The organism is Microbacterium sp. C23T (assembly GCF_053345975.1).
Map to the genome: position 1 here is coordinate 97276 of NZ_JBKFBD010000009.1, position 24984 is coordinate 122259.

The 24984-nt window shown below is 71.0% G+C and carries 16 protein-coding genes; 7 read left to right on the forward strand and 9 right to left on the reverse strand.

Going from position 1 to position 24984, the window contains the following annotated elements:
- Positions 1–18: 18 nt before the first annotated feature.
- Positions 19–1617: an alcohol dehydrogenase catalytic domain-containing protein gene (locus ACLBXX_RS07105; RefSeq protein ID WP_447657460.1), complete on the reverse strand. Its 1599-nt coding sequence runs from the start codon at positions 1615–1617 to the stop codon at positions 19–21.
- Positions 1618–1620: 3 nt separating this feature from the next.
- Positions 1621–3198, reverse strand: a complete 1578-nt coding sequence (locus ACLBXX_RS07110; protein WP_447657461.1) for a long-chain-fatty-acid--CoA ligase — start codon at positions 3196–3198, stop codon at positions 1621–1623.
- 195 nt (positions 3199–3393) lie between these two features.
- Between ACLBXX_RS07110 and ACLBXX_RS07115 the strand changes: the two genes are divergently transcribed.
- Positions 3394–4623, forward strand: a complete 1230-nt coding sequence (locus ACLBXX_RS07115) for a TetR/AcrR family transcriptional regulator (protein WP_447657462.1) — start codon at positions 3394–3396, stop codon at positions 4621–4623.
- A 15-nt stretch (positions 4624–4638) separates the two neighbouring features.
- On the opposite strand, the gene ACLBXX_RS07120 is transcribed toward ACLBXX_RS07115, so the two are convergent.
- Positions 4639–6129: an aldehyde dehydrogenase family protein gene (locus ACLBXX_RS07120; protein WP_447657463.1), complete on the reverse strand. Its 1491-nt coding sequence runs from the start codon at positions 6127–6129 to the stop codon at positions 4639–4641.
- A gap of 150 nt (positions 6130–6279) precedes the next feature.
- Here ACLBXX_RS07120 and ACLBXX_RS07125 point away from each other — a divergent pair, with 150 nt between their 5' ends.
- Positions 6280–6891: a TetR/AcrR family transcriptional regulator gene (locus tag ACLBXX_RS07125; RefSeq protein WP_447657464.1), complete on the forward strand. Its 612-nt coding sequence runs from the start codon at positions 6280–6282 to the stop codon at positions 6889–6891.
- A 112-nt stretch (positions 6892–7003) separates the two neighbouring features.
- On the opposite strand, the gene ACLBXX_RS07130 is transcribed toward ACLBXX_RS07125, so the two are convergent.
- The 5 genes from ACLBXX_RS07130 to ACLBXX_RS07150 form a co-directional block, all read right to left on the reverse strand.
- The gene (locus ACLBXX_RS07130; RefSeq protein WP_447657465.1) at positions 7004–7312 is read right to left on the reverse strand and encodes an endonuclease domain-containing protein; all 309 of its coding nucleotides are present in this window, start codon (positions 7310–7312) and stop codon (positions 7004–7006) included.
- A gap of 798 nt (positions 7313–8110) precedes the next feature.
- Positions 8111–9109: an NAD(P)H-dependent flavin oxidoreductase gene (locus ACLBXX_RS07135; RefSeq protein ID WP_447657484.1), complete on the reverse strand. Its 999-nt coding sequence runs from the start codon at positions 9107–9109 to the stop codon at positions 8111–8113.
- Complete coding sequence (locus tag ACLBXX_RS07140; protein ID WP_447657466.1) at positions 9102–11312, reverse strand: 3-hydroxyacyl-CoA dehydrogenase NAD-binding domain-containing protein; 2211 nt, start codon at positions 11310–11312, stop codon at positions 9102–9104. The genes ACLBXX_RS07135 and ACLBXX_RS07140 overlap by 8 nt, the downstream gene beginning before the upstream one ends.
- A gap of 42 nt (positions 11313–11354) precedes the next feature.
- Positions 11355–12557: an acetyl-CoA C-acetyltransferase gene (locus ACLBXX_RS07145; RefSeq protein WP_447657467.1), complete on the reverse strand. Its 1203-nt coding sequence runs from the start codon at positions 12555–12557 to the stop codon at positions 11355–11357.
- 11 nt (positions 12558–12568) lie between these two features.
- On the reverse strand, positions 12569–13720 hold the full coding sequence (locus ACLBXX_RS07150; RefSeq protein WP_447657468.1) for an acyl-CoA dehydrogenase family protein: 1152 nt from the start codon (positions 13718–13720) through the stop codon (positions 12569–12571).
- Positions 13721–13913: 193 nt separating this feature from the next.
- Between ACLBXX_RS07150 and ACLBXX_RS07155 the strand changes: the two genes are divergently transcribed.
- The 4 genes from ACLBXX_RS07155 (at position 13914) to ACLBXX_RS07170 (ending at position 18277) form a co-directional block, all read left to right on the forward strand.
- Entirely contained in the window at positions 13914–14675 is a 762-nt protein-coding gene (locus ACLBXX_RS07155) for an SDR family oxidoreductase (protein ID WP_447657469.1), read from the forward strand.
- Positions 14672–15880, forward strand: coding sequence for an acyl-CoA dehydrogenase family protein (locus ACLBXX_RS07160; RefSeq protein WP_447657470.1), 1209 nt, complete (start codon positions 14672–14674; stop codon positions 15878–15880). The genes ACLBXX_RS07155 and ACLBXX_RS07160 overlap by 4 nt, the downstream gene beginning before the upstream one ends.
- Positions 15877–16965 (forward strand): phosphotransferase family protein, encoded by a 1089-nt coding sequence (locus ACLBXX_RS07165; RefSeq protein WP_447657471.1) that lies wholly within the window; start codon positions 15877–15879, stop codon positions 16963–16965. Before ACLBXX_RS07160 ends, ACLBXX_RS07165 begins: the two co-directional genes overlap by 4 nt.
- A gap of 133 nt (positions 16966–17098) precedes the next feature.
- Positions 17099–18277, forward strand: a complete 1179-nt coding sequence (locus ACLBXX_RS07170) for a thiolase family protein (protein ID WP_447657472.1) — start codon at positions 17099–17101, stop codon at positions 18275–18277.
- 125 nt (positions 18278–18402) lie between these two features.
- Here the strand turns inward: ACLBXX_RS07170 and ACLBXX_RS07175 are convergent, their stop codons facing one another.
- Positions 18403–18633 (reverse strand): DUF1232 domain-containing protein, encoded by a 231-nt coding sequence (locus ACLBXX_RS07175; RefSeq protein ID WP_447657473.1) that lies wholly within the window; start codon positions 18631–18633, stop codon positions 18403–18405.
- A 255-nt stretch (positions 18634–18888) separates the two neighbouring features.
- Here ACLBXX_RS07175 and pulA point away from each other — a divergent pair, with 255 nt between their 5' ends.
- Positions 18889–24963 carry a pullulanase-type alpha-1,6-glucosidase gene (pulA, locus tag ACLBXX_RS07180; RefSeq protein WP_447657474.1) on the forward strand — a complete coding sequence of 2025 codons (6075 nt, stop codon included), beginning with the start codon at positions 18889–18891 and terminating at the stop codon, positions 24961–24963.
- The last annotated feature ends 21 nt before the right edge of the window (positions 24964–24984 follow it).

A 24984-nucleotide genomic window follows, 5' to 3' on the forward strand; every position in this document is an offset into this window, starting at 1 on the left:
CATTCCTCCTCGAATGCGTCAGGTGCTGTGTGTTGTTGCGGGAGTGGTGTCGCGCTCAGCGACGGGAAGGTCCTCGACGTGCTCGAGGACGAAGTAGAAGGCGCGGCCGCGATCGTCGGTGTCGCGGCCGGTCATGACGCCGAGCACCGTGTCGGGCCCGAGCCGCACGAAGTGGTCGATGATCGGCTGGCCGTCGTAGACCATCGACGCCGTGGTGACGCCGTCGTGCACGATGGTGCGCAGCGTCGCGCCGCCGCGGGCGAGGCCTGCGTCGGCGACGAGGGCACCGTCGTCGGTCTCGCACACGATGGGCGCGACGTCGTCGTCCGAGCGGAAGAGCTTGCCGTACCACCGGCCGCGCTCGAGCAGTCGCCCGGCGCGATGGTCGCGGGTCGTGGCCCAGCCGCGCCAGAGCCCGCGCAGCTCCGCCGTCCGGACCGGGGGGAGCGAACGCCACAGCGCCGCGAGGTCGTCGTCGGGCACGCCGTCGCGGAGCCGCTCGACCAGAGGACGGACGGATGCTGAGGCCGCAGCATCCGTCACCATCTCCATCTCGAGCACGGGCTTGATGACGCGTCCCGCGCGGGCGTCGGCAATCGCCGCCTGCGCGTCGGCGAACGCGTACGTGCCGATGAGACGCTCGACCGGGAGCCGGCCCGCGCGCCACAGCGCCGCCAGCAGCGGCACGTCGCGGGCGACGTCGGCGTCGCCCTCGATCACGCCGGTGAGAGTGCGACCCCACAGCAGGCGCGACTGCGACACGGTCACCGGGTTGGCGCCCGGCTTGAGCGCGACGGTGGCGGCGATGCCGCGCGGAGCGACGAGGGCGAGAGCGGCGTCGATCGACGACTGCGTGCCGGCGGTGTCGAGCACGTGGCTGAACGACGGGGCGGGACGCTGCGCCGCGAGGTCATGGGGGGAGAGCGCCTCGGTCGCGCCCACCTCGAGGGCGAGGACGCGGCGCGCCTCGACCGGGTCGCTCACGACGATGCGCGTGACGCCCTGGTGCGCCGCAGCCATGACCGCCGCGAGCCCGGTGGTGCCGGCGCCCAGCACGAGAAGCGCATCGCCGGGGGCCGGGCGCAGCACGTTGAGCACGGTGCCGGCGCCGGTCAGGATGCCGCAGCCCAGCGTCGCGGCCACCGCCCAGGGCACGTCGTCGCCGATCGGCACCGCGCTCGACTCGTGCACGACGACGCGGGTCGCCCAGGAGGACTGGGCCATCCACCCGGTGGTGACGCGCTCGCCGCCTTCGGCGGCCGCATCGGAGCGCGGGGCGTAGTTGAGCTCGGCGAAGCGGTCGCAGTACGCGGAGTGGCCGTCGCGGCACGGGCCGCACGCGCCGCACGAGCCGAAGCCGAGCACGACCCGGTCGCCGGGCCGCACGCGCGTGACTTCCGCGCCGACGGCTTCGACGACGCCCGCGCCCTCGTGGCCGAAGACCGCGGGGAAGCGGTCGCCTGCCCCGCCGTCGATGCCGAACAGGTCGGTCGGGCAGACGCCGGAAGCCATCACCCGGACGACGAGTTCGCGCGGGTCGGGGGATCGCAGGGTGACGTCCGCGAGCGCGACGGATCCGCCGCGCTCACGGACGAGCGCGGCCACAGCAGCTGTCATGGCCTACGCGGGGGTCAGCTCGCGGTCGGCCGCGCGCAGCGCGACCTTGTTGACCTTGCCGCCGGCGTTGCGGGGGAGGGCCGGCACGACGACCAGCGCCTTGGGCTGCTTGAAGCGCGCGAGCTTGTCGCTCAGCCACGCCTGCAGCTCGTCGATCGTGAGCTCCTCGCCCGGTGCCAGCGCGACCGCCGCGACCGGGACCTCGCCCCAGCGCTCGTCGGCGCGACCGTAGATCGCGGCGTCGAGGATCTTCGGGTGGGCGAACAGCACGTTCTCGACCTCGGCGCAGTAGATGTTCTCGCCGCCGGAGATGATCATGTCCTTCTTGCGGTCGACGACCCAGACGAAGCCTTCTTCGTCCTGGCGGACGAGGTCGCCGGAGTGGAACCAGCCGCCCTCGAAGGCCTCCGCGGTCTCGGCGGGCTTGCGCCAGTAGCCCTTCATCAGGTTGGGCCCGCGGTACAGGATCTCGCCCACCTCGCCGCGTTCGACGTCGTTCATCTCGTCGTCGACGACGCGGTACTGCAGCGTCGGGATCGGCCGGCCGACGGATCCGAGCTTGCGCAGCGAGTCCTCGCCGCTGAGCGCGCAGGTGATGGGGGTCATCTCGGTCTGGCCGAACACCGCGACGTTGATCGCTCGTGGGAAGCTGTCGCTCATCTGGCGCAGCAGGGTGTCGGAGGCGGGCGCCGCGCCCCAGCTGATGATGCGCAGGTGCAGGTCGCGGTCGGCGATCGTCGGGTCGGCGCAGATCACCTGCCACTGCTGCGGCACGTTGAAGACGATCGTGGCCTTCTCCTGCTCCCACGCGTCGAGCAGTTCCGTCGGGTTGAACGCACCGAGCGGGTGGATCACGGTGACGATGCCGATGACGAAGTTCGGCGCGATCGACCCGAGGCCCGCGATGTGGAACAGCGGGGCGGTCATGAACGAGATGTCGTCTTCGCCGAACACCTGGTTCACGCGCAGCAGGGTGAGACTCTGCGCGAAGAGGTTGACGTGATCGAGCATCGCGCCCTTCGGGCGGCCCGTGGTGCCGGACGTGTACATGATCAGGCAGGTGGTGTCTTCGGGCACGTCGGGAGCCTCGAAGCCGGCCGGGTCCTCGGCGACGAGGTCGGCCCAGGACTCCTGGCCCTCGCCGGCGTCGCCGATCACGATGACCTTCTTGATGCGGTCGGTGATCTGGGCGACCGCCCCGACGAGGGGAGCCAGGGGTGCCTCGACGATGAGCACGTCGGCGTCGGCGTCGTCGACGATGTAGGCGATCTCGGGCGGTGTGAGGCGGATGTTGATCGGCACGGCGATGGCGCCGAGGCGGTTGACGCCGAACACCGAGAGCACGACCTCGGGCCGGTTCAGGGTCAGCAGCAGCACGCGGTCGCCGAAGCCGACGCCGCGTCGCGCGAGAGCGGCGGCGAACGCGTCCATGCGCTCCGCGGCCTGGCGCCAGGTGGTCGTCTCGCCGAGGAAGCGGAAGGCTGCGGCCTCCGGCTTCATCTCGGCGTGCGTCGCGACCTGGTTCATCCAGTGGTTGCGCCGCGCGGAGGCGGGGATCGCGGTGGGGGCGGAGTCGTTCATCGGGTGGCCTCTCGTCACGTCATCGTCAACGGATGCCGCGACCCTGCGGCACCGGTGGCTCGTGTCGAGTATGGCAGGCGCGGCGCCGGATGTCACGGCTTTTGTTAACCGAAATTCACATCGTGCGCTGCGTCGGAAGTGAACGGAGCGTCGCAATCGAGGCCGCCCGCTGAAGCCCGCGAGTAGGCTGTCCGCATGCCCGCTGCCGCGCCACCCGCCTCACGCACGAGGCCGCGGGACCGCAAGCGCCGCATCGAGGAGGCCGCCGCCATCGCCTTCGCGCAGAACGGCTATCACGCCGTCGCCATGCAGGACATCGCGGCGGCCGTCGGCATCTCGGCGCCCGCCCTGTACCGGCACTTCCCGAACAAGTACGCGCTGTTCGTGCAGACCGCGTTCACCATCGCGCATCGCCTCATCGAAGACACCGACGCGGCCGCCGCGCTCCCGCTCGACTCGCCCGACGAGGCGCACGCGGCCCTCGACGCCCTCGTCGACGCGGTCATCGCGACCACCGTCGAGCTCCGCGCGACGGGCGGGATCTACCGGTGGGAGGGGCGCTACCTCGAGCACGACGACCGCGAGCTGCTCACCTCCGAGTTCCGCCTGCTCCGTCAGCGGTTCGAGGCGGCGCACGTCGTCTACCGACCCGACGTCGACGAGACCGACCGCCGGCTCCTCGTCCTCGGGGCACTGAGCGCGGTCGCGAGCATCACCGCGCATCGCACGGTGGTCGGCGCCAGGGCCTTGCGCAGCCTCCTGGCGGGGGCCGCGTGGCGCGCGCTCGACGGCTCGCTTCCGGCTCCCGACGCGGTGACGGCGACGGATGCTGCGCCCCCGCCTCCGCCCGACGACGAGACCGCCTCCGAGCAGGGCCGCCGGGCGCGCCTCATCGACGCCGCGATCCGCCAGTTCGCCGCGCGCGGCTACAACGAGGTCACCATCGAGGACGTCGCGGTCGAGGTCGACCTCACGCCGTCGGGCGTCTACCGCCACTTCGACGGCAAGTCCGCGCTGCTGCTGGCCGCGTGCGATCGGGCCGCGGTGGAGCTCGAGCGCGCAGCGCTGCACGCACGGGAGTCGGCCTCGTCGCCCGAGGATGCGCTGCGCCGCCTCTGCCGCGCGTACGTCGACCACACGTTCTCGCACCTCGCGCTGATGCGCATCTACTTCTCCGAGATCGGCAACCTCGCGCCCGAGGAGCAGCGGCGCCTGCGCGCGATGCAGCGGGCGCACATCGCGGACTGGGCGGCGCTGCTGCAGGCCGTGCGTCCCGAACTCGGCGGGCGCGAGGCATCCGTCCTCGTGCATGCCGGGCTGGGCGTGGTCGCCGACCAGGCGCCGCTGCTCACGGTGCGCGACGACGCGGCGGCAGCGCGGCTGACGCGCCTGGTCGAGATCGTGCTGGGCATCGACGCACGCTGACGCCCCGCGGTGGGGTCAGCGCGCCTTGCCGTGGAGCATCGGGATCATGCGCTCGACCATGTGCATGTCCTTGGGGGAGCGCTCGAGCGTCAGGAGGTTGAGGGCCGCCTTGCGGGTCTGGCGCGCGATCGACTTCGGCACACTGAACTCGCGCAGGCCGTCGGCGCCGTGGATGCGGCCGAAGCCTGACCCCTTGACGCCGCCGAACGGGAGGGCGCCGATCGCCGCGAAGCCGAGCACGGAGTTGATCGTGACGACGCCGGCGCGCAGCTGCGCCGCGATGCGCTCGCCCTTCTTCGCGTGCTTCGTGAAGACGGCGGCGCCGAGTCCGTACTCGGTCGCGTTGGCGCGGGCGACGGCTTCGTCGAGGTCGGCGACGGCGTTGATGACCACGGTCGGTCCGAAGGTCTCGCTCTGCACGGCGTCGGAGTCCTCGGGGACGTCGACGAGCACGATCGGCGACACCGTGCGGTCGGCGACCGACTCGGGGCCGCCGAACACCGCCGTGCCGCCGCGCGCGAGGGCGTCCTCGACGTGGGCGGAGACGACATCCGTCTGCGTGGCGAGGGTCATCGGCCCGTACGTCGGGGCGTCGCCGGTGACGACGATGCGCTTCGCTCGCTCGACGACCTTGTCGACGAGCGCATCGCGCACCCGCTGCTCGACGTAGACGCGCTCGACGCCCACGCACGTCTGACCCGCGTTGCCGAGAGCGCCGAACGCGATGAAGTCGGCCGCGGCGTCGAGGTCGGCATCCGTCGCGACGATCAGCGCGTCCTTGCCGCCGCACTCGGCGACCAGGGGGGTGAGAGTCTCGGAGCACGCGGCCATGACCTTCTTCGCGCTGGCGGTCGAGCCGGTGAACGCGACCTTGTCGACGCCGGACCGCACCAGATCGGCGCCGGTCGCCCGGCCGCCGGTCACGACCTGGAGCACCGGGCGGTCGCACACCTCGCGCCACTTGTCGGCGACCCACACGGCGGTGCCGGGCGTCAGCTCGCTCGGCTTGAAGACGACGGCGTTGCCCGCTGCGAGCGCGTACGAGATCGAGCCCATCGGCGTGTAGAACGGGTAGTTCCACGGGCCGATCACGCCGACCACGCCGTAAGGCACGTACCCGAGCGTCGCGTGCTGGTTGTAGTTGACGAGCCCCGCCTTGACCTTGCGCCTCTTGAGCACCGGCTCCGCGTTCTTCGCCGCCCAGTCGAGGTGGCCGAGCGTGAGCATCACCTCGAGGAGGGCATCGCCGTCGGGCTTGCCGGTCTCGCGCGCGATCATCCCGGCCAGCGCTTTCGCGTCGCGCGCGATGGCGGCCTTGAACGCGATCAGCACGCGCCGGCGCTCGGAGAACGAGAGACCCGCCCACCACGCCCCTGCTTCGCGGGCGCGATCGACGGTGCGCCGCACGTCGTCGGTGGACGCCACGGGGTACGAGGCGATCGGGCTGCCGTCGCGGGGATCGGTGGTGGTGAGGACGGACGTGCTGTCGTCGTGCAGGAGGGTCATGTCGGGCCATTTCCATCTCGTCGCCGAGACTCGTCATTGAGGGCGGGAAGTGAATGGTGATTCACAGTATCGCCGCCGTGTTCGCGCCGCAAGGGTCCGCGCGAAGATTTTCGAATCCTGGTTAGAATGTGAGGAACGAGAGGGGTCCGGGTGTCGCAGAGCAGCGAGGACGGCGCGACGGCGAAATCGCAGCGCACGCGTCAGCGCATCCTCGACGCCGCCGCCCAGGTGCTCAGCCGCAAGGGCTACGCCGGCACGCGGCTCACCGACGTCGCCGACGTCGCCGGCGTGCAGGCCCCCGCGATCTACTACTACTTCGGCTCGCGCGACGACCTCGTCGAAGAGGTCATGTGGGCCGGCGCGCACCGCGTGCGCGTGCACGTCGAAGAGGTGATCGCGGCGCTGCCCGACGACGCCACGGCCCTCGACCGCATCCTCGCCGCGGTCGACGCGCACCTGCGCTACGAGCTGCAGATCTCCGACTACACGACGGCATCCGTCCGCAACGCCGGGCAGGTGCCCGAGCACCTCCGTGTGCGCCCCGCTGCCGAAGAGGCGTCCTACAGCCGCATCTGGCGCGACCTCTTCCACGCCGCCCAAGATGCCGGCCAGCTCCGCGCCGACCTCGACATCAACATCTTCCGCCTGCTGCTGCTGGGCTCGATGAACTGGGCCGTGGAGTGGTGGAATCCCCGCACCCGCAGCCTCGACGACCTCGTCCGCCAGACCCAGGACCTCGTCCGCCACGGCGCCGGCGCCTGACCCGCCCCGTCGTCCTCGCAGCCCTTCGTCGACCTCGCCGCGAGGATCGGAGATCCCGCGAGAATCGGCCGGATGCGCAGCATCCATCCGGCTTCCGCGGAATTTCCGACTCTCACGCGACCAGGTGCAGCCCCTGGGCGACGGCCCGCATGATCAGGTCCTGCACTTCATGCCAGCGGTTCACGACCTGCCCGCGGCCGACGCGGATCACGTGGTAGCCCAGCAAGGCGAGTTCGGCGTCGTGGCGGATGTCCTCCTCGCGCTGCGGGCCGACGTGAGTGCCGCCGTCGACCTGCAGGACGAGGCGGTCGCCGATGAGGAAGTCCACCCGGTGGCCGGCGATCCAGATCTGCTGCCGGATGGGCAGCCGCAACCAGCGCAATCGGGGGATGACGGCGACTCGAGCCCCGAATCCGACCACGCGCTCGCTTCGGCACACAGCCTCCGCGCGGCGGGCGGCAGTGCCAGCCTCTCCAGAGCCTGCTTCGCGGCCACTCCACGCCGCAGCGCGGACTCCCAGATCGCCAGCGCTTCCTCGTACGGCCGGCACTGCGCGACGAGCACCAGGACGTTCTCGATCGTGTCGATGAGGGTATCCGGATGCCTCGGCACAGCGGGGCTCGCCCAGTGCAGGTGAGCCCGCGCGATGCGGCGTCGCCCACCCGCCGGCACCGCGAGGTGCGGCATGAGCTCGGCGACCTGCCAGAGCCCGAGCCGTCGCGCGGCCGTGATGCAGGTGAGCACTGCTCCCGCCTCGGCGGCAGCGCACAGTTCTGGATCCGTCCCGGGAAGAGCCAGCCAGCTGCGGCCGACCCGCTCGAGCACACCGCCCGCCACCAGACGCGAGCGCGTGTGCTCGCTGATGCCGTGCGTCTCCAAGGTGCTAGTGCGGGCTATCCCGCCCAGGGAACGAAGGATCTCCACGGCCTGATGCACGATGCGAGCCTGATGCGTCCGGCCCGGCCGCGCGCGGTGTGTCGCCGCATCTGTGAACAGATCGTCGTGAGGGCGGCCCGGGGAGGACAGGCCAGCGTGACTGTGTCGGTGGTGAGACGCGGAGTTCCCGCGAGATTCGGCCGGGGACGCGGCATCCGTCCGATCTTCCCGGGATCTCCGATCGTCGCCTGCCCCGGTCCGCGCGGTGGGAGACACGGATCGGGACAGGCGGGCGGGACGGATGCCTCGGGTCGAGGCATCCGTCCCCCGGGGGATTCCGCCGTCAGGCGAACAGCGACAGGCGCTGCGAGAGGACCTCGTGGGCCTGCGACACCGTGCGGCGGACGACCTCGCCGGCGGGCGGGACGTCGTGGATCAGGCCCTGCACCTGGCCCACGGTCCAGATGCCGGCGTCGAGGTCGCCGTTCTCGAAGACCTTGCGGCCGCGGGCACCGGCGACGAGCTCGCGCACGTCGGGGAACTGGCCGCCGTCGGCGAGGATGCGCACCACTTCGTCCGACACGGAGTTCTTCGCGACGCGCGCGGTGTTGCGCAGCGACCGGAAGATGAGGTTCGTGTCGAGCTCGCTCGCCTCGACGATGCGCTCCTTCACCGCCTGCGACACGGGCGACTCCTCGGTGCACATGAACCGCGAGCCCATGTTCACGCCGTCCGCACCGAGCACGAGCGCCGCCGCGAGACCCCGGCCGTCGGCGAACCCTCCGGAGGCGATGAACGGGATGCTGAGGGCATCGGCCGCGGCCGGGATCAGCACGAGTCCCGGCACATCGTCTTCACCAGGATGTCCGGCGCACTCGAACCCGTCGATGGAGACCGCCGTGACCCCGACCTTCTCGGCCTTGAGGGCGTGCCGCACCGACGTGCACTTGTGGATCACCCGCACTCCGTGTTCGCGGAACATGTCCATGTGCGGCTCGGGGTTGGCGCCCGCCGTCTCGACGATCATCACGCCCGCGTCGATGATGGCGCGGCGGTACTCGTCGTACGGCGGCGGGCTGATCGACGGCAGGATGGTGAGGTTCACGCCGAACGGCTTGTCGGTCAGCGTCCGCGCGCGCTCGATCTCGTGCACGAGATCGGCCGGCGTCGGCTGGGTCAGGGCGGTGATCATGCCGAGGCCGCCCGCTTCCGAGACCGCGGCGGCGAGTTCGGCGCGGCCGACCCACATCATGCCGCCCTGCACGACCGGGTGCTCGATGCCGAGCGCCTCGGTGAACCGCGTCCGCAGCTTCGGGGCTGTCGCCACCGTCGACTCACTCATACGTCTCACCCGCCTCCGCCTTGGCGATGAGCGATGCCGGCGGCAGGAACCGGTCGCCGTACCGCTCGGCGAGCTCGCGGGACCGGGCGATGAAGCCGTCCAGCCCGCCCTCGTACTGATTGATGTACTGCAGCACGCCTCCTGTCCACGCCGGGAACCCGATGCCGTAGATCGACCCGATGTTGGCGTCGGGCACCGACGTGAGCACGCCGGCGTCGAGGCACGCGATGGTGTCGAGGGCCTCGGCGAACAGCATCCGTTCCTGCAGGTCCTCGAAGGGGAGCACCGTGCGCCCCGAGCCGTACTTCTCGCGCAGGCCGGGCCAGATGCCCACTCGCCTGCCCGACTCGTCGTACTCGTAGAAGCCGCCGCCGGCGCGCCGCCCGGGGCGTTCGGCGTCGACGACCATCCAGTCCATGACGGCCTCCGACGGGTGCTCGACCCAGGTGCCGCCCTCGGCCTCTTCGGCGGCGCGCGTCTCGAGGCGGATCTTGCGCGAGAGCGAGATGGTCAGCTCGTCGAGGAGCTGCAGCGCGCCCGCCGGGTATCCGGCCTGCAGCGCCGCCTGCTCGACCGACGCGGGCTCGACGCCTTCGCCGACCGCGGCCACCGCCTCGGCGATGAACCGGCCGATGACGCGGGACGTGAAGAAGCCGCGGGCGTCGTTGACGACGATCGGCGTCTTGCGGATCTGCTGGACGTAGTCGAACGTCTTGGCGAGCACCTCGTCGCTGGTGCGCTCGCCGCGGACGATCTCGACGAGCGGCATCTTGTCGACGGGGGAGAAGAAGTGGATGCCGATGAAATCGTCGGTGCGCTCGACGCCCTCGGCGAGCAGCGTGATCGGCAGCGTCGAGGTGTTCGAGCCGAGCACCGCGTCGGGCTCGACGAGGTGCTGGATCTCCTGGAACACGCCCTGCTTGACGGGCACCGATTCGAACACGGCCTCGATCACGAAGTCCACGCCGGCGAAGTCGGCGGGGTCGGCGGTCGGCGTGATGCGCGCCAGCAGCGCCTCTGACTTCGCGGCCGTCGTGCGCCCTCGCGCGAGCGCCTTGTCCTCCAGTGCCCGGGAGTAGTCCTTCCCCTTCTCCGCGGCCTCGAGCGTGACGTCCTTCAGGACCACCTCGATGCCGGCCTTCGCCGACACGTACGCGATCGCGGCGCCCATCATGCCCGCGCCGATCACGCCGACCTTCTTCGCCTGGTACTTCGGGAGCGGCTGCCCGGTCCCTGAGCTCGTCGAAGGGCGCGACCCCCCGGCGTTGATGTGCCCCAGATCGAAGAAGAACGCCTTGATCATGTTCTTCGCGACCTGGCCGTGGGTGAGCTCGACGAGGTAGCGGGTCTCGACCTTCGACGCTGTCTCGAAATCGACGTAGGCGCCCTCGACCGCCGCGGCCATCGCCGCGCGCGGCGCGGGCAGCGGCGCGCCCTTCAGCTGCTTGCGCAGCGAGGCCGGGAACGCCGGCAACGCGCTCGCGAGTGACGGCGAGTTCGGCGCACCGCCGGGGATGCGGAAGCCCTTCACATCCCACGGCTTCACGGGTGCGGGGTTCGCGGCGATCCACAGCTTCGCGGCGGCGACGAGGTCCGAAGTCGTCGGCACGAGCTCGTCGACGATGCCCACCGCGAGGGCGTCCGACGGCGAGAACTTCGTCGCCGGCAGGATGACGTCGGTCAGTGCCTTCTGCAGTCCGAGCATGCGCACCAGGCGTGTGATGCCGCCGCCGCCCGGCAGGAGGCCGAGCGACACCTCGGGCACGCCGAACTGCGCGCCGCGCACGTCGGCGGCGATGCGGTGGTGCGCCGCGAGGGCGACCTCGAGGCCGCCGCCGAGCGCCGTGCCGTTCATGGCCGCGACCACGGGCTTGCCGAGCACCTCGAGCCGGCGCATGTCGGCCTTGACGGCGTCGATGTGGGCCGTCTCCTCCGCTGCCCGGGAGGGGTCGGCGGCCCGCAGCAGGTTGAGGTCGCCGCCGGCGAACCAGCTCTTCTTCGCCGACACCAGGATGACCCCGCGGATGTCGTCGCGCTCCGCTTCGAGCCGGTCGGCCGTCGCCTTCAGCGCCGCCACGAAGTGCGGGTTCATGGTGTTGACGCTGCTGCCGGGGTCGTCGAGGGTGATGACGACGTCGCCGTCGGCATCCTGCTCCCACGCGTACCCCTGGTACACGGTCGTGTCGTCGATCGTGGTGCTCATAGGTGTTCTCTTCTCAAGTCGGTTCAGACGGATGCCGCGGGCTCAGACCCGCTCGATGACGGTGGCGATGCCCATGCCGGCGCCGACGCACAGCGTCGCGAGACCGCGCTTCTGGTCGCGGCGCTCGAGCTCGTCGAGGAGGGTGCCGAGGATCATGGCGCCGGTCGCACCCAGGGGGTGGCCGAGCGCGATCGCCCCGCCGTTGACGTTGACCTTGTCGTGCGGGATGTCGAGGTCCTTCATCCACTTCATGACGACGGCGGCGAACGCCTCGTTGAGTTCGAAGAGATCGATATCGGATGCTGCGAGCCCCGCCCGCTCGAGCGCCTTGAGCGTCGCCGGCGTCGGGCCGGTGAGCATGATCGTCGGCTCCGAGCCGGTGACGGCGGTCGACACGATGCGCGCACGCGGAGTCAGTCCGAGCCGCTCGCCGGCCTCCTTGCTGCCGATGAGCATGAGCGCGGCGCCGTCGACGATGCCCGACGAGTTGCCCGCGGTGTGGACGTGGTCGATGCGCTCGACGGCGTGGTACTTCTGCGTCGCGACGGCGTCGAAGCCGGCGCTCTCGCCGAGAGCCGCGAAGGCGGCGGGCAGGTTGCCCAGCCCGGACGTGTCGGGGCGGCGGTGCTCGTCGGTGTCGAGCAGCGTCACGCCGTTCTGGTCCCGCACCGGCACGACGGATCCTTCGAACCGCCCCTCGCGCCATGCGGTGTCGGCACGGCGCTGCGACTCGGCGGCGTACGCGTCGACGTCGTCGCGCGAGAAGCCCTCGAGGGTGGCGATGAGGTCGGCGCCGATGCCCTGCGGCACGAAGTAGAGGTCGTAGTTGGTGGTCGGGTCCTGCGCGTAGGCACCGCCGTCCGAGCCGATCGGCACGCGCGACATGGACTCGACGCCGCCGGCGAGCACGAGGTCCTCGAAGCCGGAGGCGACCTTCTGCGCCGCCACGTTGACGGCCTCGAGGCCCGACGCGCAGAAGCGGTTGAGCTGCACGCCCGCCACCGTCTCGGGCAGTCCCGCGACGAGCGCGGCCGTGCGGGCGATGTCGCCGCCCTGCTCGCCGATGGGCGACACCACACCGAGCACGATGTCGTCGATGAGGGCGGGGTCGACCCCGGGGTTGCGCTCGAGGACCGCGTGGATGAGCCCCACGACGAGGTCTACGGGCTTGGTGCCGTGCAGCGCGCCGCCGCGGTTCTTGCCGCGCGGGGTGCGCACGGCGTCGTAGATGTATGCGTCAGGCATGGGTGAGCTCCTCACAGTCCGAGGCCCCGGCCGACGATCTCTTTCATGATCTCGGTCGTGCCGCCGTAGATGGTCGTGATGCGCGCGTCTTCGTAGTCGCGCGCGATGCGGTACTCCCGCATGTAGCCGTAGCCGCCGTGGAGCTGCAGGCAGCGGTTCACCACCTGCACGAGCTGCTCGGTGGTCCAGAACTTGGCGGCCGCCGCGTCCTCGGCCGAGAGCTGCCCGTCGGAGTGCAGTCGGATGCAGCGGTCGATGTACGCGCGGCTGACGTCGGTCGCCGTCACCATGTCGGCCAGCTCGAACCGGGTGTTCTGGAAGGAGCCGATCGGCTTGCCGAACGCCTTGCGATCGGTGACGTAGGTGAGCGTGCGCTCGAGCACACCCTCGCTGGCGGCGACCGCGGCGGCCGCGATCGACAGGCGCTCCTGCGGCAGGTTGCGCATCAGCCCGATGAAGCCGGCACCCTCGGCGCCGAGCAGGTTCGCGGCCGGCACACGGACGTCTTCGAAGACGAGCTCGCTCGTGTCCTGGGCATGCAGCCCGACCTTCTCGAGGTTGCGGCCGCGCGAGAACCCGGGGGCGTCGGTCTCGATCACCAGCAGGCTGAGCCCGCGGTGGGGGTCGTCGCTCGTGCGCACAGCGGTCACGACCAGGTCGGCGTTCTGTCCGTTCGAGATGAAGATCTTCGTGCCGTTGACGATGTAGTCATCGCCGTCGCGCACCGCGGAGGTGCGGATGCCCGCCAGGTCGCTGCCGGTGCCGGGCTCGGTCATCGCCACCGCGACGATGAGCTCGCCGGCCGCGATGCCGGGCAGCCACCGCTGCTTCTGCTCGTCGTTCGTGAGGTCGGTGAAGTACGGGATCACGATGTCGTTCGACAGCGCGATGCCCGCCATGCCGTCCGACACCGGGTTGTGCGCGAGTTCCTCGCCCATGATCGCGTGGAAGCGGAAGTCATCGGCTCCGCCGCCGCCGTACTCCTCCGGGATGGCGAAGCCCAGGATGCCCGCCTCCGCCGCCTTCGTGAACAGCCAGCGGTCCACCTTGCCCTCGGCGCTCCAGCGGTCGGCGTTCGGTCGCGCGTGCTGCTCGACGAACGCCCGCACCACCTCGCGGAACTGCTCGTGGTCCTCGTCGTAGATGTCTCTCTTCAGCGTCATCGCCGAACCTCCGTGTCGCGGATGCGGCGTCCTCGCCGCGAAGCATGTTTTTATTATGCATTAGAAATTGGATGCTGCAACCCGGTGCTTCCCGCCGGATCACAGGGTTGTGCCGGTGAGATTTCTTACGCACGATTAAACGCAGGCGCCGTAGCCCCATCGGCGACGACGCCGCCCGAGAGTGAGGACGACGATGACCACACCGCTGAGCGGACGCACCGCGATCGTGACGGGGGCGAGCCGTGGCATCGGCCTCGCGATCGCGTCGCGGCTGGCTGCCGAGGGGGCGCGCGTATGCCTGACGGCCCGCCACCCCGAGGAGCTCGAGGAGGCCGTCGCATCACTGCCGACGGGCTCCGCGATCGGCGTCGCGGGCGGCGCCGACGACCCCGATCACCGGGCCGAGACGCTCGACCGCGTCGTCCGGGAGTTCGGCGGCATCGACATCCTCGTGAACAACGCGGGCATCAATCCGGTCTACGGCCCGCTGGCCGAGCTCGATCTCGGTGCTGCCCGCAAGATCCTCGAGGTCAACGTCGTCTCGACGCTCGCGTGGACGCAGGAGGCGGTGCGCCGCGGCCTCGGTGAAGGCGCGCACGGCGGCAGCATCGTGAACCTTTCGTCGGTGACGGGTGCGATGCCCTCGCCCGGCATCGGCTGGTACGGCGTCACGAAGGCCGCCGTCGCGCACCTGACGACGACGCTGTCGGTCGAGCTCGCCCCGCGGGTGCGCGTGAACGCTGTCGCCCCGGCGGTGGTGAAGACCCGGTTCGCCCGCGCGCTGTACGAGGGGCGTGAGGAGCAGGTCGCGGCGGGCTATCCGCTCGGGCGTCTCGGTGTTCCCGAGGACGTCGCCGGCGCGGTCGCGTTCCTGGTGGGCGACGACGCCTCGTGGATCACCGGCCAGGTGCTGACCCTCGACGGCGGCCTGCTCGGCGCGGGAGGCACGGCATGAGCCTGACGGCAGTCGACGACCTGCGCGACCGAACGCGGGCCTTCATCCGCGAGGTCGTCCTCCCGGCGGAGCCGAAGCCCGGCGCTCCGCTCGACGATGCGACCCTCGACAGGCTGCGCGCGCAGGCCCGCGAGGCCGGGGTGTTCGCACCTCATGCACCCGTCGAGTACGGCGGTGGCGGCATCCCGATCGATCAGTGGTCGCCGATCTTCCAGGAGGCCGGGTACTCGCCCATCGGCCCGGCGGCGCTCAACATCATGGCGCCCGACGAAGGCAACATGCATCTCCTCCACGTGGTGGGCACGTCCGCGCAGCACGAGCGCTACCTCGCGCCGCTCGTGCGCGGCGACATCCGCTCGAGCTTCGCGATGACCGAGCCTCACCCGGGTGCCGGCTCAGACCCTCGCGCGCTCTCGACCACTGCGGAGCGGGTCGACGGCGGCTGGCGCATCACGGGACAGAAGCGCTTCATCAGCGGGGCGAACGGCGCAGCCTTCGCGATCGTCATGGCGCGCACGCCGGCGGTCGAGGGCTGGGACGAAGGGGCGACGATGTTCCTGCTCCCACTCGACGCGCAGGGCGTCACGGTCGGCCCCGACGTCCACACGATCGAGGGCGCGATCGCGGGCGGGCACCCGTACGTGAGCTTCGACGGATGCCTCGTTGCCGACGACGACGTGCTCGGCGCACCGGGGCAGGGGTTCCGGTATGCGCAGGTGCGCCTCGGCCCCGCGCGGCTCACCCACTGCATGCGCTGGCTCGGCCTCGCGCGTCGCGCGCACGACACGGCCCTCGACCGCGCCAACGCCCGCGAGCTCTTCGGATCGCGTCTGCGCGACCTCGGCGTCGCGCAGGCGCTGCTCGCCGACAGCGTCATCGACCTCGAGACCTCCGACGCGATCATCGACAAGACGGCACGGATGCTGCGCGCCGACCCCCGCGCGGGAGAGGCGCTGTCGTCGATCGCCAAGGTGCATTGCTCCGAGGCCGTGTTCCGCGTGATCGACCGGGCGGTGCAGTTGTGCGGCGGCGACGGCGTCACCGACGCGCTGCCCCTCATCCAGTACCTGAACGAGGTGCGTCCCTTCCGGATCTACGACGGCTCGAGCGAGACCCACCGCTGGGCGATCGCGCGGCGCGCAGCATCCGCGCGCTCCCGCGAGGTCGAGGCGGGCGCGGCCCGGCTCGACGAGGTGACCCCGTGATCGCGGTGCCCGACGGCGTCGAAGTGGTCGACACCTGGGCCGACGCGGCCGGGCTCGAGCGCCCGCCGCTGCTCGTGGTCGACGCGGTCGAGGAGTACCTGCGGAGTCTCGGGTTCGGCGACGGAGCGCTCGCGTGGGAGCGGATCGGCGAGGGGCATTCCAACGTCACGTATGCCATCGCCTACGCGGGCCGCGACCTCGTGCTGCGGCGCGGGCCGCGCCCGCCGCATCCGCCGTCCACCCACGACATGGCCCGCGAGGCGCGCGTGCAGCGCGTGCTCGGCGCGGCGGGCGCGCCGGTGCCGGTGATCGTCGCCGAGTGCGACGACCCCGCCGTGCTGGGCGTGCCGTTCTACGTCATGGAGCGCGTGGACGGGGAGGTCATCACGGATGCTGTGCCCCCACCACTCGACGACGCCGACGGTCGTCGCGGCATCGGCTTCGCCGCCGTCGACGCGCTCGCCGACCTGCACGCCGTGCCCGTCGACGCCGGCGAGGTCGCCGCGCTCGGACGACCCGACGGCTACCTCGCGCGCCAGGTCGGCCGCTTCGCGGCACTGTGGGACGTGAACTCGCGGCGCTCGTTCCCCGCGGTGGGCGAGCTCGCCGCGTGGCTGGCCGAGCGCATGCCCGAGACCCAGCGCGCCGCGGTCGTGCACGGCGACTTCCGCATCGGCAACCTCATGTACGCGCCCGGAAGTCCGGCGCGCGTCGCGGCGATCCTCGACTGGGAGATGGCGACCCTGGGCGACCCGCTCGCCGACCTCGGCTACTTCACCGCCACGTACGCCCGCCCCGGATCCGCGCCCACGCCGCTCGAACTGACGCCCGTCACCCGGCTCGACGGGTTCCCCGACACCGCGGAGCTCGTCGAGAGGTATGCGGCGCGGCATCCGCTCGATCTGTCGATGCTGCCCTGGTACGAAGCGCTCGCCTTCTTCAAGGCCGCCGTGTTCTGCGAGGCGCTGTACACCCGGTGGCTCGACGGCCAGCGACCGGGTGACACGTTCGGCCCGACCCTCGAGGACGGGGTGCCGCGGCTGCTCGACGCGGCGCAGGACAGGGCCGCCTCCCTTCACGGCTGACCGCCGGAATCGGAGATCCCGCGGGAGTCGGACCGATGCGCGCAGGCCTTCCGCGTCTCGCGGGATCTCCGACTTTCGCGGGACGGCGCCGGTGCTGAGGCAGCGGCATAGGCTCGAGGCAGGAGGTCCTCCCATGCCCCACGCTGTCATCGTCGATGTGGTCCGCACCCCGTCCGGGCGCGGCAAGCCCGGGGGAGCGCTGAGTGCGGTGCACCCCGTCGACCTCGTCGCGGGGGTGCTCTCGGCGCTGCTCGAGCGCAGCGGCCTCGAGTCGCGACAGATCGACGACGTGCTGATGGGATGCGTCAGCCAGGTCGCCGACCAGTCCCTCAACATCGCCCGGCAGGCGGTGCTCTCCGCCGGGTTCGACGAAACGGTGCCGGCCGTCACCATCGACCGCCAGTGCGGCTCGAGCCAGCAGGCGGCGCACTTCGCCGCGCAGGGTGTGATCGCCGGCGCGTACGACATCGTGATCGCCGCCGGCGTCGAGTCGATGAGCCGCGTGCCCCTCGGATCCAACGCCCACGGCGGCACCGTGTCGCACGGCGTCGCGCACCGATACCCCGATGGTCTCGTGAACCAGGGCGTGTCGGCCGAGCTCATCGCGCAGAAGTGGGGCTTCAGCCGCGAGCAGCTCGACGCGTACTCCGCCGAGTCGCATCGACGGGCGGCGGATGCCTGGACCCGCGGCGCGTTCGACGCGCAGGTCGTGCCGGTCTGGGGCGGCGGCCCCGAGGCCGTGGCATTCGACGAGACGGTGCGGTCCGGTACGACCGTGGAGTCGCTGTCCGGGCTGAAGCCGGCCTTCCGCACCGACGAGCTCGCGGCCCGGTTCCCCGACCTGGACTGGCGCATCACGGCGGGCAATTCGTCGCCGCTCACGGATGCGGCATCCGCTGCTCTCATCATGAGCGAGGACAAGGCCGCCGACCTCGGCCTCACGCCCCGGGCGCGCTTCCACTCGTTCGCCGTGGTCGGCGACGACCCGATGATGATGCTGACCGGGCCGATCCCCGCAACGCGGCGCATCCTCGAGCGCAGCGGCCTGTCGATCGGCGACCTCGACGCGTACGAGGTGAACGAGGCGTTCGCCTCGGTGCCGCTCGCGTGGCAGCACGACCTCGCCGCCGACCCGGCGAAGCTGAACCCGTGGGGCGGCGCGATCGCGCTCGGCCACGCGGTCGGCGCGTCGGGCACACGACTGCTCGGCACGCTGGTGTCGTACCTCGAGGCGACCGGCGGCCGCTACGGATTGCAGACGATGTGCGAGGGCGGCGGCATGGCGAACGCGACGATCATCGAGCGCCTCTAGGGCGCCGACGCCGGCGCCGTTTCGTCGAGGCAAGGGATTTCCGCCGAGACCGGGGACGTCGCCCTGGGTGTCGGCGCCGATCCCTTGTCTCGTCGATCGAGCCCGAGCTCTTCCGCGGTGCCGGGTTACGGCGCCTGCAGTCGGGCCTGCCACCGGTGGTGCTCGCGCACCAGGAGCAGGGCGAGGATGCTCCAGACGCCGAGATCGTCGGCGAATCCGAGGGGCCCGAGGACGAGCTCGGGGATCAGGTCGATCGGCGAGACCGCATAGACGACCGCAGCGGTCGCGGCGATCCACGTCGTCGGCGCGACGCGGTGCTCACCGCCCTTGAGTGCCTTGAGGAAGCTCCACCACATGCATCGAGTGTGCGCCGCGATCGACCGATGAAGGCCCGGCGAGATCAACTCGTGATGCTGAGCATTCGCTGATCGCCTCTGCAAGCGATTGCGTGAACGGCAGGAGAACGGATGCCTCGGCCCGCGGCATCCGCTCCATTAAGGCCTTCTCATGATGTAAGCGCTTGCAGTTCTTATGAACCTGCTGTTAGTGTCGGCCGCACAACTGCACCGCGGGCACGTCGGCGTGCCCACCGCCCCACCCCAGGAGCTCCCGTGTCGAAGTCGACCTCAGGACGTGCCCGCATCCTCACCGCCAGCCTTGCCGCGGCGGCGCTCATCGTGGCGGGGGGAGTGGTCGCCATCGCGCCCGCAGCCGCCGCCGAGCGCACGTTCGCGCTCGTCGGCAGCCTGCAATCCGAGCTCGGATGCGCCGACGACTGGAAGCCCGACTGCGCGGCGACCGAGCTCGCCGCCACCGACACCGCGGGCGTCTACGCCGCCGAGTTCGACGTGCCGGCAGGCTCATACGAGTACAAGGTGGCCGTCGACGACGCGTGGGACGAGTCGTACGGACTGGGTGGCGGGGGCGACAACATCCCGCTGACGATCGACGGCCCGTCGACGCTGCGCTTCGTGTTCGACGACAACACGCACCGCGTGGGCCTCGAGGCGAAGAGCCTGCGCGCCGGGTACACGGCCGACGACGATGAGCTCGTCGCCGCGCCGGTGCGGCAGCCGGGAAGCCAGGAGCAGTTCTACTTCGTGATGACCGATCGCTTCGCGAACGGCGACACCGCGAACGACCAGGGCGGGCTCGCCGGCGACCGTCTCATCACCGGCTTCGACCCGACCGACAAGGGCTTCTACAACGGCGGCGACATCGCGGGCCTGCGCGAGAAGCTCGACTACATCGACGGCCTCGGCACGACCGCGATCTGGCTGACCCCGAGCTTCAAGAACAACCCCGTGCAGGGCGAGGGCGCGAACGCGAGCGCCGGCTACCACGGGTACTGGATCACCGACTTCACGCAGATCGACCCGCACCTCGGCACCAACGCCGAGCTCGAGGCGCTCATCGCCGAGGCGCACGCCAAGGGCATCAAGGTCTACTTCGACATCATCACGAACCACACGGCCGACCTGATCTCGAACACGCAGGGCCAGTACTCGTACATCGACCAGGCGACGAGCCCGTACAAGGACGCCTCGGGCACGCCCTTCGATCCGGCCGACTACGCGGGCACCGACACCTTCCCCGAGCTGGACGCCGCGACCTCGTTCCCCTACACGCCCGTCGTGAACGACGCGACCGCGAAGGTCCCCGCGTGGCTGAACGACCCCACGCTGTACCACAACCGCGGTGACTCGACCTGGTCGGGCGAGTCGGTCACGTACGGCGACTTCTCGGGCCTCGACGACCTGATGACCGAGCACCCGACCGTCGTGAACGGGTTCGTCGACGTCTACCAGAACTGGATCGACCTCGGCATCGACGGCTTCCGCATCGACACCGCCAAGCACGTGAACTTCGAGTTCTGGCAGACCTGGACCACCGAGGTGCTCGACTACGCGCACTCGCTCGGCAAGGACGACTTCTTCATGTTCGGCGAGGTCTACGACGCCGACCCCGTGAAGCTGTCGCCCTACGTCCGCGACACCGACATGAACTCGGTGCTCGACTTCACCTTCCAGTCCTCGGCCGTCAGCTACGCCGCCGGCAACAGCGCGAAGGGACTGCAGTCCCTGTACGCGGGCGACGACTGGTACACCACGACCGACACGTCGGCGACGGCGCTGCCGACCTTCCTCGGCAACCACGACATGGGCCGTGTCGGCTACATGCTGCAGTCCACCCCGAACGCGCTCGAGCGCGACCTGCTCGCGCACGACCTGATGTTCCTCGGCCGCGGCCAGCCCGTCGTGTACTACGGCGATGAGCAGGGCTTCGCGGGCACCGGCGGCGACAAGGACGCACGCCAGACGCTCTTCGCGACCGAGGTCGCCGAGTACCAGAACCAGAAGCTGATCGACGGCACCCCCGCCGGCTCGGTCGACCGCTACGACACGAACGCGCCGGTCTACGAGCGCATCGCCGACCTCGCCGCGCTGCGCGAGGCCCACCCGGCCCTGGTCACGGGCGCGCAGATCGAGCGCTACGCCGACAACGGCGCCGGCGTCTACGCCTTCTCGCGCGTCGACCGCGACGAGAAGGTCGAGTACCTGGTCGCGCTCAACAACACGACGGCGGACAAGACCGTGAACGTCCCGACGCTCACCGCGAACGCCTCGTTCGCCCCGGTGTACGGCACCGCCGCGGGCCTGTCGACGGATGCCTCGGCCGAGGCATCCGTCACCGTCCCGGCACTTTCGGCCGTCGTCTACCGCGCCGGGACGACGGTGTCGGCTCCGGAGTCGCCGATCGCCATCTCGGTGAGCGCACCCGGCGCGGGCGCCGCTCTCACGGGCTCGGTCGCCGTCAGCGCCGACGTCGACGACACGACGTGGCAGGAGACGACCTTCTCGTGGCGCGTCGCCGGGTCCGACGAGTGGCACGCGCTCGGCACCGCCGAGGACACCGACCCGCGCGTCTTCCACACGGTGAAAGGCCTCGCGGACGGCACGCTCGTCGAGTACCGCGCGGTCACGACCGACGCCGCCGGGCACCACGCCGCCGCCTCGACCTACGCGTCGGTGGGCAACTCCGTGTCGCTCGTCGTGGAGGAGGAGCCCGAGTCGCCGATCGACATGGTGACCGTGCCCGGAAGCCTCAACTCCGAGATGGGCTGCGCCGGCGACTGGACCCCCGGCTGCGAGGCGGCGAAGCTCACGCTCCGCGCCGACGGCATCTGGGCCGGCACGTTCGACCTTCCTGCGGGCGACTACGAGTACAAGGTCGCGATCAACGGCACGTGGGACGTCAACTACGGCGCGAACGGCGCCCCGGGCGGCGGGAACATCACGATCTCGCACGCCGGCGGCCCGATCACGTTCTACTTCGACCCGCGCTCGAACATCGTGCAGTCGACGGCGGAGGGCCCCATCGTCACCCTGCCGGGTTCGGCGCAGAGCGAGCTGGGCTGCGCCGGCGACTGGGCGCCCGAATGCCTCGCGACGCTCATGGCCGATGGCGACAAGGACGGCGTCTACGAGTTCTCGACCGACAAGATCCCCGCGGGCGCCTACGAGCTCAAGGTCGCGCACGGCCTCAGCTGGAACGAGAACTACGGCGTCGGCGGAGCCCCGGGCGGCGCGAACTACTCGTTCAGCGCGAGCGACGGCAAGCTGATCGTCTTCCGCTACACCCTCGCCACCCACGTGCTCGAGATCGAGGTCACAGACCCGCCGCTGGCCGGCGTGGGCGAGCAGCGCGCGCACTGGATCGACGCCCGCACGATCGCGTGGCCGGCCGACCTCGGCGCCGTGCCCGCCGACGCCTCGTGGCAGCTGCACGCCTCGGCCGATGCGACGATCGCCCTCGTTGACGGCGAGGTCACCGGCGGCGACGCGATCGACCTCACGGTCGTCGACGGCGGCCTCACCGCCGAGCAGAAGGCCGACTTCCCGGCTCTCGCGAACTTCGTCGCGCTGCGCGTGCCGGACGGGACGGTCCCCACGCCCTCTCCAGGCGCCGCTGGCGCGTCGCCCGGAGCCTCTGGGCGCGTGGGCCCAGCTGCCGCCCTCGTCCGCGGCCAGCTCGCGGTGTCGCAGCGCGACGCTGAGGGCGTGCTCTCGGGCTTCACCGGTATGCAGATCCCGGGTGTGCTCGACGACCTCTACGCGGACGCCGTGGCCGATGCCGCGCTCGGCGTGAGCTTCACGGCCAACAAGCCGACGTTCCGCCTGTGGGCGCCCACCGCCCAGAGCGCGACCCTTCTCACGTGGGACGCGGGCGCCGGCGGCGACCCCGTGCGCCACGAGGCGGCGTGGGACGCGGCATCCGGAATCTGGACCGTCGCAGGCACGAAGGCGCTGAAGGGCGACGAGTACCTGTGGGAGGTCGTCGTCTACGCGCCGACCACCGGCGCGATCGAGACCAACCAGGTCACCGACCCGTACTCGGTCGCGCTCACGACGAACTCCGAGCGCTCTGTCGCGATCGACCTCGCCGACAAGCAGTGGCGCCCGAAGGGCTGGGAGAAGACGAAGGCGCCCGTGATCGACCGCCCTGTCGACCGTGCGATCTACGAGCTGCACGTGCGCGACTTCTCCATCACCGACGAGTCGGTGCCCGAGGCCGAGCGCGGCACGTATCGTGCCTTCACCCGTGACAGCGCGGGCACGAAGCAGCTGCGCCAGCTCGCCGACGCCGGCATCAACACGGTGCACCTGCTGCCGACCTTCGACATCGCCACGATCGAGGAGGACCGTTCGAAGCAGGCCGTGCCCGACTGCGACCTGGCGTCGTACGCGGCCGACAGCACCGAGCAGCAGGCGTGCATCGAGAAGATCGTCGACGCCGACGGTTTCAACTGGGGCTACGACCCGTTCCACTACACGACACCCGAGGGCTCGTACGCCGTCGACCCCGAGGGCGGGGCGCGCGTGGGCGAGTTCCGTGAGATGGTCGGCGCGCTGCACGGCATGGGCCTGCAGGTCGTGCTCGACCAGGTGTTCAACCACACCTCGGCGTCGGGTCAGGCTCCGACGTCGGTGCTGGACCAGGTGGTGCCCGGGTACTACCAGCGCCTCAACCTCGCGGGCGGCGTCGAGACCTCGACGTGCTGCCAGAACGTGGCGACCGAGCACGAGGTGGCGCAGAAGCTGATGGTCGACTCCGTCGTGACCTGGGCTCGCGACTACAAGGTCGACGGCTTCCGCTTCGACCTGATGGGCCACCACTCCAAGGAGAACATGCTCGCGATCCGCGCGGCGCTCGACGAGCTCACGCTCAAGGGCGACGGCGTCGACGGCACGGCGATCTATCTCTACGGCGAGGGCTGGAACTTCGGCGAGGTCGCGAACAACGCCCTCTTCGAACAGGCCACGCAGGGCCAGCTCGGCGGCACCGGCATCGGCACCTTCAGCGACCGGCTGCGCGACGCTGTGCACGGCGGCAGCCCTGTCGCGGGCGAGACGATCCAGCAGCAGGGCTTCGGCACCGGTCTCGGCACCGACCCCAACGGCGCGCCCATCAACGGCACGACCGAGCAGGCCCTCGCGGACCTGGCACACCAGACCGACCTCGTGAAGCTGGGACTCGCGGGCAACCTCCGCGACTACACGCTGACCGATCACACGGGCACCGTGAAGGCGGGCGACGAGCTCGACTACCGCGGCTCGCCGGCCGGCTACGCCGACCAGCCCGACGAGATCATCACGTACGTCGACGCGCACGACAACGAGACGCTGTACGACCTGTCGGTGCTGAAGCTCCCCGCCGACACGACGATGGCCGATCGCGTCCGCATGAACACGCTGTCGCTCGCGACCACGGCGTTCGGGCAGACCCCGTCGTTCTGGCACGCCGGCACCGAGCTGTTGCGCTCGAAGTCGCTCGACCGCAACAGCTACAACTCGGGCGACTGGTTCAACCGCATCGACTGGACCGGCCAGGAGTCGACCTTCGGGTCGGGCCTGCCGCGGGCCGCCGACAACGAGACGTCGTGGGCGATCAAGCAGCCTCTGCTGGCGAACCCGGCGAACAAGCCGGCGGCATCCGACATCGCCACGGCCGAGGCATCCGCTCTCGATCTCCTGCGCGTGCGTGAAGAGGTCGGGCTGCTGCGCCTCGGGTCTGCCGAGCTGATCGGCGAGAAGGTCACGTTCCCGAACAGCGGGCCGGATGCTGCACCCGGCGTGCTCACGATGCTCATCGACGACCTGGTCGGCGAGGATGTCGACCCCGAGCTCGAGGGCGCGCTGGTCGTGTTCAACGCGGGAGTCGAACCGACGACCCAGACGATCTCGTCGCTCGCCGGCCGCTCGTTCTCGCTGACGCCGGCGCTCGCGAACGGCTCGGACGCGGTCGTGAAGACGACCATGTGGGATGCCTCGACCGGCACCGTGACGGTGCCCGCGCGGTCCGCGGTGGTGCTGGTCGACCGCGAGCCGGTGGCCACGACGACGCTCGTCGCGCCGACGAAGCTGCTGGTCAAGGCGGGCGGCAGCGTGACCGTGGCGGGCAAGGTCACCGCCGCCGACGGGTCCGCGCCGGTCGGCACGGTGACCGTCACCGACAACGGCAAGGTCGTCGCGAGCGTCGAGCTCACCGCGGGGGCGAAGGGCAAGGTCGCGGTCGACGTGAAGCTCTCGGGCCGGGGCGTGCACCTGATCCGCACCGCGTTCACCGGCACCGGCGACTACGAGGGCTCGCGGGCCGCGATACCCGTCCCCGTGCTCGTCTACTGACAGGTCCTGCCGGGCGGGCGC

What these genes read in the sequence shown, in the direction of transcription:
- ACLBXX_RS07105 (WP_447657460.1), bottom strand. Translation starts at nt 1,617, where the DNA reads ATGACAGCTGCTGTGGCCGCGCTCGTCCGTGAGCGCGGCGGATCCGTC.
- ACLBXX_RS07110 (WP_447657461.1), bottom strand. Translation starts at nt 3,198, where the DNA reads ATGAACGACTCCGCCCCCACCGCGATCCCCGCCTCCGCGCGGCGCAAC.
- ACLBXX_RS07115 (WP_447657462.1), top strand. Translation starts at nt 3,394, where the DNA reads ATGCCCGCTGCCGCGCCACCCGCCTCACGCACGAGGCCGCGGGACCGC.
- ACLBXX_RS07120 (WP_447657463.1), bottom strand. Translation starts at nt 6,129, where the DNA reads ATGACCCTCCTGCACGACGACAGCACGTCCGTCCTCACCACCACCGAT.
- ACLBXX_RS07135 (WP_447657484.1), bottom strand. Translation starts at nt 9,109, where the DNA reads ATGAGTGAGTCGACGGTGGCGACAGCCCCGAAGCTGCGGACGCGGTTC.
- ACLBXX_RS07140 (WP_447657466.1), bottom strand. Translation starts at nt 11,312, where the DNA reads ATGAGCACCACGATCGACGACACGACCGTGTACCAGGGGTACGCGTGG.
- ACLBXX_RS07145 (WP_447657467.1), bottom strand. Translation starts at nt 12,557, where the DNA reads ATGCCTGACGCATACATCTACGACGCCGTGCGCACCCCGCGCGGCAAG.
- ACLBXX_RS07150 (WP_447657468.1), bottom strand. Translation starts at nt 13,720, where the DNA reads ATGACGCTGAAGAGAGACATCTACGACGAGGACCACGAGCAGTTCCGC.
- ACLBXX_RS07155 (WP_447657469.1), top strand. Translation starts at nt 13,914, where the DNA reads ATGACCACACCGCTGAGCGGACGCACCGCGATCGTGACGGGGGCGAGC.
- ACLBXX_RS07160 (WP_447657470.1), top strand. Translation starts at nt 14,672, where the DNA reads ATGAGCCTGACGGCAGTCGACGACCTGCGCGACCGAACGCGGGCCTTC.
- ACLBXX_RS07170 (WP_447657472.1), top strand. Translation starts at nt 17,099, where the DNA reads ATGCCCCACGCTGTCATCGTCGATGTGGTCCGCACCCCGTCCGGGCGC.
- ACLBXX_RS07175 (WP_447657473.1), bottom strand. Translation starts at nt 18,633, where the DNA reads ATGTGGTGGAGCTTCCTCAAGGCACTCAAGGGCGGTGAGCACCGCGTC.